This is a genomic window from Thalassospira sp., from assembly GCF_002709775.1.
In the GTDB taxonomy this organism is placed as follows: domain Bacteria; phylum Pseudomonadota; class Alphaproteobacteria; order Rhodospirillales; family Thalassospiraceae; genus Thalassospira.
In genome coordinates this window covers 39,962-58,011 of the sequence record NZ_PAQR01000034.1, presented here as the reverse complement: position 1 = coordinate 58,011, position 18,050 = coordinate 39,962, and the positions used below count along the sequence as shown (strand labels likewise).

Sequence of the window (18,050 nt, the reverse complement as noted above, 5' to 3'; positions counted from 1 at the left end):
GTGGCGGGCAGGTCAGTCAAAGTCAGGAGACCACAACGAAAGCGGTGACCAGTGCCGTGTCGCGGTCGCAGACAACCGTCATCCAGCAAAATATCGGGTCGCGGGTTGCCACAGTGATCAGCAACTCGAATGTGAATACGATCAATCCCGAGGCGGTCGGTGGCAATCCGGTCCGCAATGGGCTTGCCGATCCGTTGGCGGTTCGTGAGGACGAATATCCATATCATCAGATGCAGCTTTCTGGTGAAGTCAGCATGGTTGTCGATGACGATTACGACGATGATGATCATGGGGACACGCGCGATATGATGCGCGGTCTTGCCATGCGGGCAAGCTTTGACAGTTCTGAAATTGCCGCCGATCTGGCGCGCGAAAATGCACTGGCCCTTGGTCCGACCGATCAGGGCGCTATTGGAGGTGCTTCTGGCGTGGATGGCCGTGCGGCCTTTGCCGATGCGTCGCCGATCACGGTTTGGGGACGGGGGTCCTTTACCTCGGTCGATAACGACTATGATGATGGCACCGATGATAACCGTTATGACGGGGATGTCTGGGGCTATAACATCGGCGCGGACTATCGGGTGATGGAAAAAGTCATTGCCGGGGTGTCGATTGGTTATACCGATACCGATCTGAACACGACGTTTAACAATGGCACTTACACGGAAAGTGCGTGGGTGCTGTCACCCTATGCGATCATCAATCCGCTTGAAAACTTCAATATCGTGACGGAGGCGGGCTATTCGCTGGGCGATATTGATGTCACGCGCGACAATGACGGGGTTCGCGGAAGCACGGAATCCGCGATGTGGTATGCCTCGGTCAAAGGGATTTATGCCTATCGTCCGAATGACGAGATGCCACTGACCCTTAGTCCGTCGGTTTCGCTTCTGGCGGCGCGCAAGACGATTGACAGTTATGTCGAAAGCGATGGCACCTTCGTTGACAGTTCGCGGTCAAACACACGGCAAATCAGGCCGTCGGTCGAGGTGGCTTATAAGTTCAGCTTCAACACATTGGTGGTGACGCCGTTTGTCGAGACGGGGATGGTGCATGACTTCACCGACGAGCTGAATGATGACACGACGGCGTTTGACATTGGCGGCGGGGTGCGGCTTTCAGACAGTGCTTTGGGGCTGAATGCCGCGCTTGAGGGCAGTTACCTTGCCGGGCGGGCGGATTACACCGAATACACCATTGCCGGTACCATCAGTTATGGCTTTGAGCTGCGTGATCTTGACGGGCAGCCGATGGGAATTGTATCGCCGTTCCTTGGCAGTGACGTTGATGAATATGGCAACCAATCGATGACGGGTGGCTTTGGCTTTAGCGCCGGGGCGATGCAAAGCAGGTTGTCACTGGCGCATAACATCACCGATGCGGGTAATGCCGAAAGCTGTGCCGAGGTCAGCATGACACTTCGTTTCTGACGCGCGGAGCCGAACCCGGACCTGTTGCATGCGTTGGAAACGATAACAGCCGCCCGGGAAACGGGCGGCTGTTTTTCGTTGGGGTCTCGGGACGCGGGGAGAACTCAGAACATCGTGTTGTCGTGGGGCATTTCGGCCGGGACGGGCTGGGCGACGTCCCAATGTTCGACGACCTTGCCATTGTCATCAAAGCGGAAGATATCCATCACAGCACGCTCGCCCTGTGCCGAGGTGGATCGGACGTGAAGTACGACCAGATCGTCTTCGGCGACGGTGCGGATGATTTCAGCATGGATGGACGGATCAGCCGCCAGCCAGCCGGAAATGGCCGTCCGGAAACCTTCGATGCCGTCCGGGGCGACCGGGTTATGCTGAATATATTCATCGCCGATGAATTGCGTGATCGCGCCGTCGACGTCCTTGTCGTTAAAGACCATTTCATAGAAGGCGACGGCGTTGGCGGTGTTGCGGTCTTCGATCTCGCCGGCGTGAAGCGATGGCATGAAGGCGAAGAAAGCGACCGGCAGGGCAGCCAGAAGATGGCGTTTTGATCCGATCATTTCAGCGCCTTTGCAACGAAGTCTTCGACAGATTGCGGCTTGCGGCCAACCAGAGTTTCGAAATCGCTGCTGACGGTTTCGTAGTCGCCTTTCTTTGCGCCGACATAAAGCCCTGCAAGGGCCTCAATAAGGTGGCCGGGCAGGCCCAGGCTGCTCAGGATGCCGGTATGGACTTCGGCGGGCAGGTCAACGAATTTGACCGGTTTGCCGGTGGCATTGGCAATGTAACCTGCGATCTCGTCATGGGTGACACCCTTGGTGCCGGTCAGGTCATAGGTTTTGTTGATATGATCTGCCGGGTTGGCAAGGACGGTCGCGGCGGCCTCTGCCAGATCATTGCGCGGGATATAGGTGATTTTGGCATCCCCGGCCGGGGCGCCGAAATCACCGGTTTCAAGCGCATGCGGAACACCGGCAAGCAGCAAGTCAGCATAGAAGCTGTTGCGCAGCAGGGTGTAGGCAAGGCCGCTTTCGCGGATGTAATTTTCGGTATCGAGGTGAATGGCCGAATAGGTGAAGTCGGCGTCGGCCTTGGGATCGATGATGCTGGTATAGACGATGTGTTTGACGCCTGCGGCCTTGGCGGCATCGACGGCTGTGCGGTGCTGCGCGATGCGCTTGGCGTTGTCATCCTCGGCCGAGATGATCAGCGCGGTATCAATACCCTTGAACGCATTGGTCATCAGGGCAAGGTCATTGAAATCGCCCAGACGGACATCAATGCCCTTGGCGGCAAGATCGGCGGCCTTTTCAGGGCTTCGGACACTTACGGCGATATCATTTGCCGGGATGCGATCCAGCAGGTGTTTGACAACAAGGCTTCCGAGTTGGCCGGTGGCGCCAGTGATCAATACGGTCATGTCAGTTTCTCCGATAAGGGTTCAGGCACTGCCTGTTCATGGGAGGAATCTGGGCCGAGTAATGCATATGATCAATTCGATGAGTATGATAATACATATGCATGAATATCGATGATTTGGATCTTGATTATCGCCTGCTTCGGCTGTTTCTGACGATCTATGACGAGGGATCGGTGACGGCAGCTGCACACCGCCTTGACATCGGGCAACCCACGGTCAGCCACGGGCTGGATCGGTTGCGCCAGATTATTGGCGATCCGCTATTCGTGCGATCAGGCCGATCCATTGCACCAACGGCCCATGCCGATGAAATCGCGCCGCAGGTCCGCATGCTTTTGCAAGGGATGCGAAGCCTGACCCGTGTGGTTGCGTTTGATCCGGATAATGCCGATCACTCTGCACATTTTGTGATTGGGGCCAATGACTATGAGGTGGCGGTGGTCCTGCCTGGGCTGATGAAGCGGCTGCAGAATTGTGCGGCCGACGTGCGGCTCAAGGTTCTGTCGGTGCCGGGTGTGGACAGGACTGTCAGATGGCTGCGCGATGGTACGATTGATCACGCGATCAGTATCGATCACGCAGGCAAGCATGGTGATATTGCCCGCCAAGGCCTGTTTGGTGAACGGATGCGGTGCTTTTATGACCCGGCATTTCATGATCATCCGCCCGATACGCTTGACCGCTATTGTGCAGCCAGCCACGCACGCGTGATGATCGGGGCCAATGACAGCTCGCAAATTGACGACATCCTGCGCGGGCTTGGCCGATCAAGACGTACAGCGCTTCAGGTGCCGACCTTTGCAAGCGTTGCCAACCTGATCCGCGGCACGGACATCATCGCCACCCTGCCATCACGCCTGTCAGGCTCGATGATGCAGGGCTTTGGCGAGTTTGATCTGCCATTGGACTTTCCGGAATACGGCTTTGCCCAATACTGGCACGTCCGCAACGCCGCCAACGCCGCGCACAAGTGGCTGCGCGGCGAGATTTTCCGGGTGTCGCGCGGGTTGGGCGAGGTGTAGGGGCTCGACTTTTAATCCATATGTGACGGACTGATCCGAACACCGCCGACCCAACGGGTGCCGGTGAAGGTGTCGAGGAAATTGCGGGTGCCGGTCAGGGTTTCCTGGCCGGTGTCGGTGAGGGTTGTGGTGCGTGTCGACCAGTTGGTGTCGGGTTCTGGTGGGGACAGGGTGAAGAGCGGGTCCTTGCAATTCATCATCCATTGGACTTCGGACCAGAACATCAGATCCCCGAGATAGGGGAGCGGGTCGTAGCTGCGCATCAAATGGCCGAAGACTTTGCCAAGTGGCATTGGGCCCAAATCACTGATGATTTGCAGGGTCAGGCTTTGGGTCAGGCCAAGGCCGGTTTTGGCATCGGGCAGTTCGGCGAGGTGGCGTTTGAGGGCCGCTGGCATATGGGGCAGGGGCGCGTTTTCTGTTTCCGCAAGTGCCTTGAGGTCGGTGGGATCGTCTTGGCGAAGTGCCTTCCAGACCTTTGCCCCGAATGTCAGCATGTCGCTATTGAGCGGTGTGCGGTGGTTTTCCCAGCACCAGATCAGCCCATTGGGTGAGAGTTGGCCGAGGCCGATGAAGCGGTCGATGGGTTCAAACTCTGGTGACTGGTTGACCGATATAATGTCAATCTCGGTTTCGGGCTGGATGGTGGCGATGGCGTCCATCAGGAAGGCCAGAATAAGCTGATCGTAGCTGTCATGTTCAAACCACAGCACGACATGGTCATAACTGCCAAGGCGATCCAGGGCATCATATTCGCCGCGCAATCGCGCGAGCGCGTCTTGGTCGGGAAGGTCAAAAGAGCCCGAGATGAAGGCGGCGCGGGTTTCAATGAAGGCATCGCGTGGCCGGTCGGGCACCGGTCCCTGACAGAACGGATCGGAGAATTCAAGGAACTCGCCGATGAAACCGGCTGTCTTTAGCGTTTCACGAATATCGGATCCGCAGCGCAGATGCAGGGTGGTTTTGGTGTCGAGCGGTTTCATTGTACGCCTTTGACGGCCTTGAGTGCGGTTAGCAGTGAAAGCATGTTATCGGGCACATCGCTTGAGGTGATTTTTGCGTCAGTTGTATCATCGCCGGCATTGGCAAATAGCGGCGCGATTTCGCCCAGTCTGCTTCCCCGAAGCGCGATCAGAAGATCAATCAATGATTTCTCTTCATCGCTTGCGGCGGCGCGCAGTTTGTCGATGCCGTCATCGTCGTCGGGCAGAACAGTGATTTCCTGACAAAGTGTCTGAAAAGACATGTTTGCCAGTGTCGCGACGATGTCGTGCGGATGGTGATCGGATGGTTGCTTGGTATCGGTCACGACACGGCACTCCTGATCAGGAAAGGGGCCGTAATCGTGACGGTTTTGGTGTGTCGCGTCAATGAAATGCGCGCTTGGAGTGTGGGGTGCCGGTGGCATTAAGCCCCTTCGCGTGGCTTATTCGGCCAATCGGACGACACTTTCGCGGTTCATCAGTTTGGCCAGTTTCGAAAGACGCTGTTCAACGACTTCGCCGTAAAGGGCTGCGGCCTGCTTTTCGAATTGCAAGATCAGTTTGCCTTCTTCGAGCAGCAGTTGTGTTCGCGGCAGGATGCCCTCAACCCCGCCAGACAGGGTGTGCCCCAAGCGAATGACGTGGCCAAACAGGCGGCCTGTGAGGCGGTCATCGTCGCTCAGGATACGGTCGCTTGCCTCGTCGCCCTTGAAATTGCCGGTATAGCGCGAACCAATGGTGTAGGCGAGGAACACCCGGTCATGGTGATTAAGGTCGATATAGGGGTGGCGCAAAATGCGGTGGTAGCTTTGGATCGCACGGTAATCGGGATGCTCGTTCCAGCCGATATCGCCAATGATGCAGGCGGCCAAACGCAGGCGTTCGATATTGACCGGCAGTTCGGAGAAGATCGGCGCACACCATTGGGCGACTTCTTCGCCGTGCTGATGGAAACGTTCGCCGTCCTCGGCAAAGCTGAAGCAGGCTTCAAGCACCGGATCGCGTTGGCGCAGATCTTCGGGCAGAACTTCATACATCCAGCCTTCACGCAGGCCATGGCCGGAAAAGACGACCTCGCTTGGCTTCATGCGGGTCATCAGCATGTTCATGACAAGCGATGCATGCGGCAGGCTGTCGATGCGGCGTTTTGAACCCCCGCCGATCTTTTCAAGCGACACGCGGCTTTGCTGCGAGATGATATGGGTGAGTTCGGCCATTTCCGACTGGGGCATGGCAAGGTTATGCACCACCGAAATCGGATAGTTTTCCTGGGCGATAAACAGCTTGGCGATGGAGCGCCAGGAGCCGCCAACCGCATAAAGCTGCTGTCCTTTGCCCTCCGACAGCCAGTCAACGGTATCAAGGTGTTGATTGATCTCGGCCGTCAGGCGGGCCCGATCAGACCCAAATACCGTATGCAGGCGCATTGCCCCCAAAGGCAGGCTGACGCGTTTTTTGATCTCGCCCTTATCAAGCAGGACCAGTTCAAGCGATCCGCCACCGATATCGCCCATGATGCCCGATGCCATCGGATCGCCCGATATGATGCCAAGGGCGGACAGGCGGGCTTCTTCAAGGCCATCAATGACCTTGACCGTAAGCCCGGTTTCCGATGCCACACGATCACAGAATTCCTTGCCGTCGGTGGCAGCCCGCACAGCGGCAGTTGCCAGTACATCGACATGGGTGACCTTCATCGCACGCAGAAGGGTGGAGAAGCGGTGCATGGCGACAACGGCAAGCTCGACCCCCTCGGGGTTGAGCCGGCCGGTATTGTCGGGATCGCGGCCAAGGCCGCACATGACCTTTTCATTGAAGATCGGCATGGGTGCGCGGGTCATGCCATCAAAAATGACAAGCCGCACAGAGTTGGAGCCAACATCTATGATCGCGATGCGGTTGGAAGCCCGTTGGTCAGTCAGCATAGGGTGTTGGCACCTGTTGGTCGTCTTTAGTCATCAAGCTCTAGCACGGGAACATTCGGGTCGGCTTGATCCAGCGCACTTCCGCGACCGGAAAGTGACGGATTGGTCATGAAATATTTGTGCGACGAGAATGCGTTTTCATCTGCCTCGCAGCGTTCATAGGAACCGTCTGCCTGCAGATGCCATGCCTGTGCGGTATCCTTGAGGTTGGCAATCATGATCTGTTCAACAATCTGTTGCTGACAGGTCGGATTTTCAACCGGGACCAGCGTTTCAACGCGGCGGTTAAGGTTACGCGGCATCCAGTCGGCCGAGGAAATAAACGCCTTGGCCTTGCGCGACGGAAGCTTTGCACCGTTGGCAAAGACCACGATGCGCGAATGTTCAAGGAAGCGGCCGACAATCGATTTGACGCGGATATTTTCCGAAAGCCCCGGCACACCCGGACGCAGACAGCAAATGCCACGTACCACCAGTTCGACATGAACACCGGCCTGGCTTGCACGATAAAGCGCATCAATCACCACCGGGTCGACCAGACTGTTCATCTTGGCCCAGATACCGCACGGCTTGCCAGCCTTGCAGTTCTCGATTTCCTGATCGATGTGGGTCAAAAGCGTCGGGCGCAGGGTATGCGGCGCAATCGCGATTTTTTCCAAAGAACGCGGCGTGGCATAACCCGTCATGAAGTTAAAGATATTGGCTGCATCACGGCCCAATGCCGGATCGCAGGAGAAGAACGAGATGTCGGTATAGAACTTCGCCGTGATCGGGTGATAGTTGCCCGTCCCGAAGTGGGTATAGGTCCGAAGGCCGTGGGTTTCACGGCGGACCACCAGCGAGATCTTGGCATGCGTTTTCCAATCGAGGAAGCCATAGACCACCTGACACCCGGCACGTTCAAGATCGGCCGCCCAACGCAGGTTGGCTTCTTCGTCAAAGCGCGCCTTGAGCTCGACCATGGCGGTGACGGATTTTCCGGCCTCGGCAGCGGCAATCAGCGCCTTGACGATCGGGCTGTTTTCCGATGTGCGATAGAGCGTCTGTTTGATGGTGACGACATCGGGGTCACGTGCGGCCTGCAAAAGGAACTGGACCACCACATCGAAATCTTCGAACGGGTGATGGACGACCAGATCCTTTTTGCTGATCGCAGCAAAGCAATCGCCGCCAAAGTCGCGTACCCGTTCCGGATAGCGCGCCGCATAGGGCGAAAACAGCAGGTCATGATGCAGATCAGAGTCGATCAGCTGTTTGACATCGACAACGCCCAAAAGGCCATCGACCTTGACGACTTCTTCGAGTGCGACATCAAGTTCATCAATGACGAAATCAAGCATGTCTTCGGGCATCGCCGCATTGACCTTGAGGCGGATGATGCTGCCACGGCGACGACGTTTCAGGGCGGTTTTGAAGACGCGCACCAAGTCTTCGGCTTCTTCTTCGATTTCCACATCCGAGTCACGAATGACGCGGAAGAAACCGTGTTCGATCATGTCAAAGCCCGGGAACAGCTTGCCAAGATAAAGCAAGATCGCCTGTTCGACCGGAAGATAGCGCTCAGTTCGGCCCGGCAGGCGCAGGAAACGGCCGATCTTCTGCGGCACCGGGATCAGCCCGCGCATATTGTGCCCGTCAGCCGGATCAAACAGCTGCATCACGATGGCAAAGCCAAGGTTCGGAATGAACGGGAAGGGGTGCGACGGATCAATGGCAAGCGGGGTCAGCGTCGGGAAGATTTCGCGCATGAAATAGCCATCAAGCCATTTGCGGTCCGTCTGGGTCAGGTCGGTCTTATCAATGACCGAGATGCCCTGTTTTTCCATCTCGCTGCTGAGCTGACGCCAGACGCGTTGCTGATCCTGCATCAACTGGTTGGCATCGAAGGTAATGGCGCGCAGCTGTTCGGACGGGCTCATGCCATCCTGACTGACCTTGGTCATGCCGGCACGGACCTGACCAACGAGGCCGGCGACACGCACCATGTAAAATTCATCAAGGTTGCTGGCTGAAATCGACAGGAAACGCAGTCTTTCAAGCAGCGGGTGGCCCTTGTTCTGGGCTTCCTCAAGAACGCGATTGTTGAATGCCAGCCACGATAATTCGCGGTTAATAAAGCGGCTTTCCGAATCAATGGTGATCGCGCTTGACTGAACTGCAGCGGCGTGTGTCACGCTATGCCTCCTGCGGATTGAGGGACCGTCTTTGAATTTATGCGACAGTGCCCGGTTGCAAATGGAGTATAGGATAACTGCTTGGGTGGGTGCAATTTTCTTAAATTTATATGTCAGTTTTTCTGATGGCATCCAAGCCCGCGATATGGCATGCAGGAACACCGTTTGATCATCATTTGCGCCTACTAGGTCACCCTAGAGAAACGAAGACATGAAAACGCTGTTGTTGCTTCGGCATGCCAAATCAAGCTGGGCGGACCCGGGTCGCGCCGACCATGACCGGGAACTGAACCGTCGTGGTGAAAAGGCAGCCCCGTTTATGGGGCGCTATTTGCGTCAGCATGAACTCGTGCCTGATCTGATCTGGTGTTCGACGGCGGCACGCGCGGTGCAGACCCTTGGCCTTCTGGGGCGCGATTTCGCAACCGATGCGGATGTGATCTACAACGAAGATCTTTATATGGCGAGCGAGCGGGTGCTTCTTGAAAACCTGCATCACACCCATGAAGACGCCAAGCATGTGATGTTTGTCGGCCATAATCCCGGGATCGAGGTATTTGCCCAGTCGCTTTTTGGTGCAGGCAACGAAGACGCGCGGGAAAACATGGCGCGGAAATATCCGACCTGTGGTCTGGCGCATTATGAATTCGATGTCGATCACTGGGGCGAAATCGCACCGGGGGCCGGTCGGCTGATCGACTTTATCAAGGTCAAGGATCTTCAGGCGGTCAAGATCAGTGCAGAGCCAATCACCCAATGAATTGCTGATCTGCGTTGACTGATCTGCATTACTGGCACTTGACGAAGGCAGCATGTCCGCGTTTTATACCGCTGAAATTTTGAGATGCCGTGCCAATCGGGCAGGGAAACATCACACATAAGCGCTGTGGATCGTACCGTGGCGCACGTGTTGTGGTGCGTTTTTTGTTTGACAGCGCGGGTCTGGCATGCACCTTTGCGGCCAAATTTGCGGCCCGAAATATAAAGCAACCTGGAATGACAATGCATCCTTTTCGCTCACACAATTGTAATGCGCTGCGCGCGACTGACGCCGACGCGGAAGTTCGCCTGTCTGGCTGGATTCACCGTAAACGTGACCACGGCAACCTTCTGTTCGTTGACCTGCGCGACCATTACGGCATCACCCAGGTCGTGATCGACATTTCGAGCCCGCTGTTCGAAACGCTTGATAAAGCGCGCGCCGAAAGCGTGATCACGGTCGATGGCAAGGTTGTCAAACGTACGGCTGAGACCATCAACCCGAATCTTCCGACCGGTGAAATCGAAGTTTATGCTTCGAACATCGAAGTTCAGTCTTCGGCCGAAGTTCTGCCGATGCCGGTATTTGGCGATGTCGAATACGGCGAGGAAGTTCGCCTGCGTCACCGTTATCTCGACCTGCGTCGTGAAAGCGTGCATTCGAACATCGTTCTGCGTTCCAAGGTCATCTCGGCCATGCGTCAGAAAATGACGGCACAGGGCTTCCTTGAAATCCAGACGCCGATCCTGACCGCAAGCTCGCCGGAAGGTGCACGTGACTTCCTGGTGCCGTCGCGTATGCATCCGGGCAAGTTCTATGCCCTGCCGCAGGCACCGCAGCAGTTCAAACAGCTGCTGATGGTTTCGGGCTTTGACAAATACTTCCAGATCGCACCGTGCTTCCGCGATGAAGATGCCCGTGCCGACCGTTCGCCGGGTGAGTTCTATCAGCTCGACTTCGAGATGGCCTTTGCCACCCAGGAAGACGTGTTTGCCGCGATCGAGCCGGTTCTGCATGACATCTTTGTCGAGTTCGGCGGTGGTCGTGATGTGACCCCGTATCCGTTCCCGCGCATTCCGTTCGATGAGTCGATGGCGAAATACGGATCAGACAAACCGGACCTGCGTAACCCGCTGATCATTTCCGACGTCACCGAGCCGTTCCGTGGGTCGAGCTTTGGCATCTTTGCATCGAACATCGAAAAAGGTTCGGTCGTTCGTGCGATCCCGGCAACCGGTGCCGCATCGCGCCCGCGCAGCTTCTTTGACAAGCTGAACAACTGGGCACGCGATGAAGGTGCAGCTGGCCTTGGTTACATCGTTTACGGCGAAGACGGCGAGGCAAAAGGCCCGATTGCCAAGAACCTTGATGCCGATCGCATCGCACAGATCAAGGAAATCACCGGCGTTGCCAATGGCGATGCGGTCTTCTTTGCCTGTGACAAGGAACTGGCAGCAGCCAAGTTCGCCGGTAAAGTCCGTGACAAGGTTTGTGACGAACTGGAACTGCGCGAAGAAGGCATGTTCAAGTTCTGCTGGATCGTTGATTTCCCGATGTATGAGGAAGATGACGACGGCAAGATCGAATTCAGCCACAACCCGTTCTCGATGCCGCAGGGCGGTCTTGAGGCGCTGGAAAGCATGAACCCGCTTGATATCAAGGCGTGGCAGTATGACATCGTTTGTAACGGTATCGAGCTGTCGTCGGGTGCCATTCGTAACCATCGCCCGGACATCATGTATCGCGCGTTCGAAATTGCCGGCTATGGCAAGGACGTTGTCGAAGAACAGTTTGGCGGCATGCTTAACGCATTCAAATACGGCGCCCCGCCGCACGGTGGTTCGGCCCCGGGTGTTGACCGTATCGTCATGCTGCTGGCAGACGAGCCGAACATTCGTGAAGTCATTGCCTTCCCGCTGAACCAGCAGGCACAGGATCTGATGATGAATGCCCCGGCAGAAGTCGAAGACAAGCAGCTGAAAGAACTTCATCTGCGTGTGCAGCTGCCTCCGAAGGCGAAAAAAGACTGATGTGTTTTGGGTGAACCCAAATCATAGAATGATCAAACGGCCCGGAAATTTCCGGGCCGTTTTGTTTTTGACGCCATTTGATTGCTGATCGTTACCTGATATTAACGGGCTTTGGGCCACTGTAGCCGGGGAAAAGAACATTTGATCCTTCGGGGGATGGCCTGTTGAGAAAGATACTTGTGGTGGCAGCGCCTTTGGCGCTTAGCGCGTGCGGTGGTCCGATTGAGCTGACCGTGGCCAAGCTGGCCGGTGATTTGATCAGCTATGTGTCGACGGGCAAAAGCACGACCGACCATGCCGTATCGTTTGTTGCTGAACAGGATTGCGCATTGCATCGCCCGTTGTTCGAGCAAGACATCTGCAAGGACGAAGAGACTGTCCTGGCCGAAGAGGCCGCAGCCCTTGCCGTGATGGGCGAGCCTGAAATCAAAGAAGAAATCCGCGCAGCCCGCCCGGAAATCTATGCGGTGAATGCCCCGGCAGAAGATTGGTCAGAACCCAGCACAAGTGCCATGCGCTCCAACGCGATTGTTACGACCAACCTGCCGCCGCTGACCCCGAAAAAGAATATTGCTGATGCTGAGCCGGTTGAGGTGGCATCTGCCCGTGATCAGATCGAAGTGGAAGATCTGCCGGTCGCAACGGGTGATCTGGGGCCGATTGATCCGCAGGTCGAAGCCGATGCCGCCGTTGCAGGTTATGTCAGTGACGAGCCGTTGGCCGAGGTCGAAGCACCAAAGGAAACCATGACCGCCGCATTGGTCGACCCGACCACCATGGAAGACGGGGTTGATGCGATTGCGGCGCCTGTTGACGCCGCCCTTGATGGCGAAGCGCTTGCCGGTGATGATCTCGCCGCGCCGCTGCCGGGTGATTATGTGGTATTGGCAAGCTTTGCTGATGAAGCCCGTGCGCAAAAGGCACTTGGCATCTATGCGGAATACCAGCCGCGCCTTTTGAATGCTGAAGTTAAGGGGAAACCTTATCTTCGGGTTGCGGTCGGGCCGCTTTCGGCAGAGCATGCACATGATTTGCGCCTTCTTGCTGCCAAAAAGGGGATTGAAAATCCCTGGATTGTCGGAGTTACCGCCACCGGAGAGTGATGTTGTCTGGATTATTTTCAGAGATGAAGCAACGTCAGCGTTCCTTTAAAGGAGCGCTGATCTTTTGTTTGGGCCTTGGTGGCTGTGCCGCGCAGGCGGGGAATGTGAGTGGCATTGAAGATGCCATCGTGCCGCATGTCGCGGAGTATCATTTCAAGATGACCCATGCGGAGCAGGGCAGCTCGATCGTGGATGCATCCGGTGTGCTTGGCTATCGTTTTGAAAAGATGTGCGATGGCTGGGTCACGGAAATGCAGCAGATCATGATCTTGCAAGGCAGCGAAGGTACGGCGATCAATTCGGCCTATTCCATGACCCAGTGGGAAGACTTCGCCGGCACGGAATACCGTTTCCGCATGCGCGATTATCTTGATGGCACCAAGGTCGATGAAGTGGTTGGCAAGGCGATCCGCGATGACGGCATGGTCAAGGTGACCTATGAAATTCCGGTCGAGGTCGAAGAAGAACTTCCGGCCGATGCCCTGTTCCCGACCCAGCATTCATTGATGCTGCTGAAACGTGCGCAGGATGGTGAGCGGTTCGCCAATGATCTGGTGTTTGATGGCAGCGGCGATGCCCCGACCAACCGCGTCGCAGTTGTGATATCGGGCCGCAAGGATGCCGATAATGACGCCGAAGACCCCGATGATATTGCAAGCGGCGTATTTCATCGCATGAACCTTGCGTTCTATCCGCTAGGCGCTGCTGAAAACGGACCGTCTACCGAGATGGCGGTGGATTTTGCCGAGAACGGCATCGCGCACGGCATGCGCTTTGATTACGGCGAGTTCGAAGTGTTGGGAACACTTGATAAGGTCAGTCGCCTGCCGCTGCCGGAATGCGGACCGCAGTAAAAGCAAGCCATCGCAGATTTCAGACATAAAAAAGCCTGCCTAAAAAAGGCAGGCTTTTTTAGTGGGGATTGCCCGGATGTTTTACGCAGCAACGGACTTGCGCGAGGCATTGCAATAAAGTCCGTAGAGGGTCTCGATCACGCGCAGAGCATCATCACCATTCAGCGAATAGTAGATGGTCTGTGCTTCGCGGCGAGTCTGTACGAGCTTGTCGCGACGCAGGCGTGCAAGATGCTGCGAGAGGGCGGACTGGCTTAGCCCGACAATACGTTCGAGTTCGCCAACCGACTTTTCGCCTTCATTAAGTTGGCAAAGGATAAGCAGTCTGCTCTGATTGCTCATGGCCTTTAACAGGGTGCTCGCCTGTTCGGCCTTTTCTTCTAGGTTGTTAAGTTCCATTTGGCTTCCTTATAAGCCTGACCGCAAGCGGCCATTGTCCCAACGAAAATTCGACAATGCGCCAGTCGGAGCCATCAGGTGGCGTGTATCCAGCTGACGTGAAGTCACATCGGTATCGCTACCGAAAGGATTGTGACCTCTGCCACCAACAAACCACAAGGATTAGTCGGTAAACTTATTCTCAAGTATATTACAAATCTGTCAAGAGAGTGTTTACTCGTATGTCCCTGCTGTTGGTGCGGTTTTTACCGGAAAACCGGCTTGTCGAACGCTCTTCCATGCATCAGATTTTTCTCTGACGATCTCGATTATGAACCCTTCGGGGCGATATCGCACAACACATTTGCGTCATATGATCTGCCCGTAAGGATCGGCTCCTGTTCAAATGAGGGTCCGGTTGCTCGTCCGGACTCGCATTTGATGTGAGTATATACAAACCCGAGAAAACGGCAAAACTGTGAAAGTAATGGTAGTAAATTGCGGTACGCGGGATGATGCTTTTGTCGAAGGCCAAAGAGCTTGCGCAAATGCGCTTTGATATGCTGATTTAGAACAAAGAAAAGCACATCGATTTGCGCTAGAACGATCCAAGAAGGACATAAAAAAAGGGACGCGGTTAACGCGATCCCGGGTTCCGGACTTAGGCCCGGGGCTGACCCGTGTTTGACCTTTCAGGAAGGCGATCCAGAAAAATGGCGACTTTGTTCGTGTCCCACCACGATTGCATTGATCATGATACCGGCCCCGGACATCCGGAATGTGCCGACCGACTGCGCGTTGTTCAGCGTGTGTTCGAGGCCGAGGAATTCATGTTCCTGCACCGCGAAGAAGCGCCGCTGGCCGATCTTGATCTGATCAAGGCCGTTCATGACCCGGCTTATGTCGACAAGGTGATGGCAACCGTCCCGGCTGAAGGCATCGTGTCGCTTGATGGCGATACTTATGTTTCGCCCGGATCGGGCAAGGCGGCCCTGCGTGCTGCCGGTGGGGCATGTATCGCGGTTGATGCCGTGATGGAAGGGCATGAAAAGAACGCCTTTGTTGCCACCAGACCGCCGGGCCATCACGCGGAATATGACCGTGCGATGGGCTTTTGCCTGTTTAACAATGCGGCGATCGCGGCCCACCATGCGCGCAAGAAATTTGGCATCAAACGCGTGGCGGTGATGGATTTCGATGTCCATCACGGTAATGGCACGCAGGACCTGTTTTATAACGATGCGGACCTGTTTTATTGCTCCACGCATCAATGGCCGCTTTATCCCGGCACCGGGGCAGAGACCGAGCGCGGCTGTGCGAACAATATCCTCAATGTCGGCCTTCCGGCCGGATCGGGCACGGTCGAGCTTCAGGAAGCCTTCAATTCAACCGTGCTGCCCGGTATTGCTGCGTTCAAGCCGGAACTTCTGATCATTTCGGCGGGCTTTGATGCCCACAAGAATGATCCGTTGGCCGGGTTGTGCTTTGAGACGAATGACTTTGTCTGGATGACCAAGCAGTTGATGAACCTTGCCGAGGAACAATGCGGCGGGCGTGTCGTGTCGCTGCTTGAAGGGGGCTATGATCTGCCGTCGCTTGCCAGCAGTGCCGTGCAGCATGTCCGGACATTGATGGGCGCGCATTAAGCGCCGCACAGCGGGTGCGACCTGTGCCTGTCAAAAGCGTTTCAGTCAGACGAAATTGCGTTCTGTCCGGTTGCCCTGATCGAGACTTGCGCGTAAACTCCGCGCCGATCAAAGAAATGGAGCATACATGTCCGAGGCTACTGCATCTCCCGCACTTCCTGAAGATATCGCGAAACTGAGTTTCGAAGAGGCGCTTGGGCAGCTTGAGACCCTTGTGCGTCAGCTTGAACAGGGGCAGGTCGGCCTTGATGATGCCATTGCGTCCTATGAACGCGGTGCGGCACTTAAGCGCCATTGCGCGGACAAGCTGCGCGCTGCCGAAGAGCGCATTGAAAAAATCACCCTGAATGCGGATGGCCGCCCGTCGGCAACCCCGACTGAAATTGAATAGGGCGATTGCCCCCTAACTTTCGGAGACCGTCGTGAGTTACGACTTGCTTGCCGGACTGAGTGCGGCGTCTGCTGATCTGGGCGAGACGCTTGACGGGATTCTGCCCCGTGCCAATGGCCAGATTGAACAGCGCCTGTATCAGGCGATGCGTTATTCCACGCTGGGTGACGGCAAACGTTTGCGCCCGTTTCTGGTGCTGAGCTCGGCCGGTTTGTTCAAGGTTTCACGTCGCTCGGCACTGCGCGTTGCGGCAGCAGTCGAGATGGTGCACAGCTATTCGCTGATCCATGATGACCTGCCGGCGATGGATGATGATGATCTGCGTCGCGGCAAGCCCAGCTGTCACAAGCAGTTTGACGAGGCGACCGCGATCCTGGCCGGTGATGCGCTTCTGACTCAGGCGTTTGAAGTGCTGGCTGATGAGGATACCCATCCCGATCCGCGCGTTTGCACCGATCTTGTCCGTGCGCTTGCCCGTGCGGCAGGCCCGTATGGCATGGTCGGGGGCCAGATGATTGATCTGGCCGGTGAAGGGCAGAGTTTTGATCAGGCACAGGTCACGCATCTTCATTTGCTTAAAACCGGGCGGATGTTTGCCTTCGCCTGCGAAGCCGGTGCGATCCTTGGCAAGGCCCCCAAAAGCATTCGTCTGGCCCTGCGGTCCTATGCCCATGACATGGGGCTGGCCTTCCAGATCAAGGATGACATCCTTGATGTCGAAGCAAGCAGCGAAGAGCTCGGAAAGACGGCTGGCAAGGATGCCGATCAGGAAAAATCGACCTTCGTGAAGCTGCTGGGCCTTGAGCAGGCCCGCGAACAGGCCCGCATGCTGTGCGATCAGGCCATCAACCATTTGAACTGCTTTGACGGCGAGGCAGAGCCGCTTCGTGCTGTGGCGCGTTTTGTCGTTGAACGCGGTCGTTAATCGGCTGCGTTTTACGAGTTCTGCATGAGTGATCATCCCCCATATACAGCCGGTTTTCGCGATCGGCTGTTTGACAAGGATCCGTTTCCGCTTGCGATCTGGTATCCGGCTACAGACCCGGAAAGCTCGGTGCGGCATATGGGCGTGGCATCCAGTGCGGCGCGCGGGGCGGATTTTGCGGATGATGGTCCGTTTCCGCTGGTGCTGTTTTCACATGGCTCGGAAGGGCATCGGTTCAATCAGTTCTGGTTGGCGGAATATCTGGCGCGCCGGGGCTATATCGTCGCGGCCCCGCAGCATCATGGCGACAATTACCTTGATGCGTCAGAGGCCCGGCAATTGGCGATTATCGAGCGCCGCCCGCAGGAAATGCGTCTGGCCCTTGATCTGCTGTTGGCGCATGACGAGATCGGACCACAGATTGACCCCGATAAAATCTATGCCTTGGGTCATTCGGCCGGTGGGGCGACCGTCCTGAAACTGGCCGGATGGGATTTTGATGCCCTGGCCTGGCAGAATTACTGCGAAATCAATGCCGAGAGTGATCGTGTGATTTGCCAGCACGCACCAAGCGACGATCACATTGATCGCCTGCATAATGTCTATGGTGGGCCGGTTGTGTCTGAGCGCGATGACCGTATTGCTGCCATCATCGCGATTACGCCAGCCTTCGGGGTTGCCGCAACCGACGAAGGGCTTGGCGATATTGATGTCCCGATGCTGTTTGTCGAGGCCGATACTGATGAAATCCTGCATGACCATGTTAACGCTGCACACTTTCGCAATCTTTTGCGCGGGCGGGCGAAGTTCGTGAAGGTCAAGGGGGCGGGGCACTATTCCTTCTTGCCGAAATGCACCCCATATATTGCCGAGAACTTCGGCTATTTGTGCCGGGATTTCGGTCAGGATCGCGACACCATTCACCGCACGGTGGAGCAAGTGATCCACAGGTTCCTTGAGCGTGTAAAATCAGGTGAAATTCAGGGTCGCTAATTCGGTCGAACCCCGC

General features: G+C 56.2%; 17 protein-coding genes. 10 read left to right on the top strand and 7 right to left on the bottom strand.

Going from position 1 to position 18,050, the window contains the following annotated elements:
- Positions 1-44: 44 nt before the first annotated feature.
- Positions 45-1,430 carry an autotransporter outer membrane beta-barrel domain-containing protein gene (locus tag CMO10_RS12790; protein ID WP_297022755.1) on the top strand — a complete coding sequence of 462 codons (1,386 nt, stop codon included), beginning with the start codon at positions 45-47 and terminating at the stop codon, positions 1,428-1,430.
- Positions 1,431-1,534: 104 nt separating this feature from the next.
- On the opposite strand, the gene CMO10_RS12785 is transcribed toward CMO10_RS12790, so the two are convergent.
- Positions 1,535-1,990, bottom strand: a complete 456-nt coding sequence (locus tag CMO10_RS12785; protein WP_297022752.1) for a nuclear transport factor 2 family protein — start codon at positions 1,988-1,990, stop codon at positions 1,535-1,537.
- On the bottom strand, positions 1,987-2,850 hold the full coding sequence (locus CMO10_RS12780; protein ID WP_297022749.1) for an SDR family oxidoreductase: 864 nt from the start codon (positions 2,848-2,850) through the stop codon (positions 1,987-1,989). The genes CMO10_RS12785 and CMO10_RS12780 overlap by 4 nt, the downstream gene beginning before the upstream one ends.
- A 101-nt stretch (positions 2,851-2,951) precedes the next feature.
- Between CMO10_RS12780 and CMO10_RS12775 the strand changes: the two genes are divergently transcribed.
- Positions 2,952-3,872 (top strand): LysR family transcriptional regulator, encoded by a 921-nt coding sequence (locus tag CMO10_RS12775; protein ID WP_297022746.1) that lies wholly within the window; start codon positions 2,952-2,954, stop codon positions 3,870-3,872.
- 11 nt (positions 3,873-3,883) lie between these two features.
- Here CMO10_RS12775 and CMO10_RS12770 read toward each other — a convergent pair whose 3' ends face one another.
- The 4 genes from CMO10_RS12770 to CMO10_RS12755 all read right to left on the bottom strand — a co-directional run bounded on the left by CMO10_RS12770 (position 3,884) and on the right by CMO10_RS12755 (position 8,954).
- Positions 3,884-4,855, bottom strand: coding sequence for a DUF1835 domain-containing protein (locus tag CMO10_RS12770; protein WP_297022743.1), 972 nt, complete (start codon positions 4,853-4,855; stop codon positions 3,884-3,886).
- Positions 4,852-5,181 (bottom strand): hypothetical protein, encoded by a 330-nt coding sequence (locus CMO10_RS12765; RefSeq protein ID WP_297022741.1) that lies wholly within the window; start codon positions 5,179-5,181, stop codon positions 4,852-4,854. The genes CMO10_RS12770 and CMO10_RS12765 overlap by 4 nt, the downstream gene beginning before the upstream one ends.
- 117 nt (positions 5,182-5,298) lie before the next feature.
- Positions 5,299-6,780 (bottom strand): exopolyphosphatase, encoded by a 1,482-nt coding sequence (gene ppx / locus CMO10_RS12760; protein WP_297022738.1) that lies wholly within the window; start codon positions 6,778-6,780, stop codon positions 5,299-5,301.
- A 26-nt stretch (positions 6,781-6,806) separates the two neighbouring features.
- Positions 6,807-8,954, bottom strand: coding sequence for an RNA degradosome polyphosphate kinase (locus tag CMO10_RS12755; RefSeq protein WP_297022734.1), 2,148 nt, complete (start codon positions 8,952-8,954; stop codon positions 6,807-6,809).
- Between the two features lie 211 nt (positions 8,955-9,165).
- On the opposite strand from CMO10_RS12755, the gene CMO10_RS12750 reads away from it, so the two are divergent.
- The 4 genes from CMO10_RS12750 to CMO10_RS12735 all read left to right on the top strand — a co-directional run bounded on the left by CMO10_RS12750 (position 9,166) and on the right by CMO10_RS12735 (position 13,701).
- Positions 9,166-9,714 (top strand): SixA phosphatase family protein, encoded by a 549-nt coding sequence (locus CMO10_RS12750; protein ID WP_297022731.1) that lies wholly within the window; start codon positions 9,166-9,168, stop codon positions 9,712-9,714.
- 242 nt (positions 9,715-9,956) lie between these two features.
- Positions 9,957-11,744, top strand: a complete 1,788-nt coding sequence (aspS, locus tag CMO10_RS12745) for an aspartate--tRNA ligase (RefSeq protein ID WP_044828496.1) — start codon at positions 9,957-9,959, stop codon at positions 11,742-11,744.
- Between the two features lie 164 nt (positions 11,745-11,908).
- Complete coding sequence (locus CMO10_RS12740) at positions 11,909-12,847, top strand: SPOR domain-containing protein (protein WP_297022726.1); 939 nt, start codon at positions 11,909-11,911, stop codon at positions 12,845-12,847.
- Between the two features lie 23 nt (positions 12,848-12,870).
- Complete coding sequence (locus tag CMO10_RS12735) at positions 12,871-13,701, top strand: EipB family protein (RefSeq protein ID WP_297022723.1); 831 nt, start codon at positions 12,871-12,873, stop codon at positions 13,699-13,701.
- An 81-nt stretch (positions 13,702-13,782) separates the two neighbouring features.
- Here the strand turns inward: CMO10_RS12735 and CMO10_RS12730 are convergent, their stop codons facing one another.
- Positions 13,783-14,100, bottom strand: a complete 318-nt coding sequence (locus CMO10_RS12730) for an ArsR/SmtB family transcription factor (protein ID WP_044828499.1) — start codon at positions 14,098-14,100, stop codon at positions 13,783-13,785.
- 692 nt (positions 14,101-14,792) lie between these two features.
- On the opposite strand from CMO10_RS12730, the gene CMO10_RS12725 reads away from it, so the two are divergent.
- From CMO10_RS12725 to CMO10_RS12710, 4 genes are all read left to right on the top strand, one after another.
- The gene (locus CMO10_RS12725; protein WP_297022719.1) at positions 14,793-15,725 is read left to right on the top strand and encodes a histone deacetylase family protein; all 933 of its coding nucleotides are present in this window, start codon (positions 14,793-14,795) and stop codon (positions 15,723-15,725) included.
- Between the two features lie 127 nt (positions 15,726-15,852).
- Entirely contained in the window at positions 15,853-16,116 is a 264-nt protein-coding gene (locus tag CMO10_RS12720; protein WP_008891279.1) for an exodeoxyribonuclease VII small subunit, read from the top strand.
- A 31-nt stretch (positions 16,117-16,147) separates the two neighbouring features.
- Positions 16,148-17,041: a polyprenyl synthetase family protein gene (locus tag CMO10_RS12715; RefSeq protein WP_297022716.1), complete on the top strand. Its 894-nt coding sequence runs from the start codon at positions 16,148-16,150 to the stop codon at positions 17,039-17,041.
- A 24-nt stretch (positions 17,042-17,065) separates the two neighbouring features.
- Complete coding sequence (locus tag CMO10_RS12710) at positions 17,066-18,034, top strand: alpha/beta hydrolase family protein (protein ID WP_297022713.1); 969 nt, start codon at positions 17,066-17,068, stop codon at positions 18,032-18,034.
- Positions 18,035-18,050 lie beyond the last annotated feature (16 nt).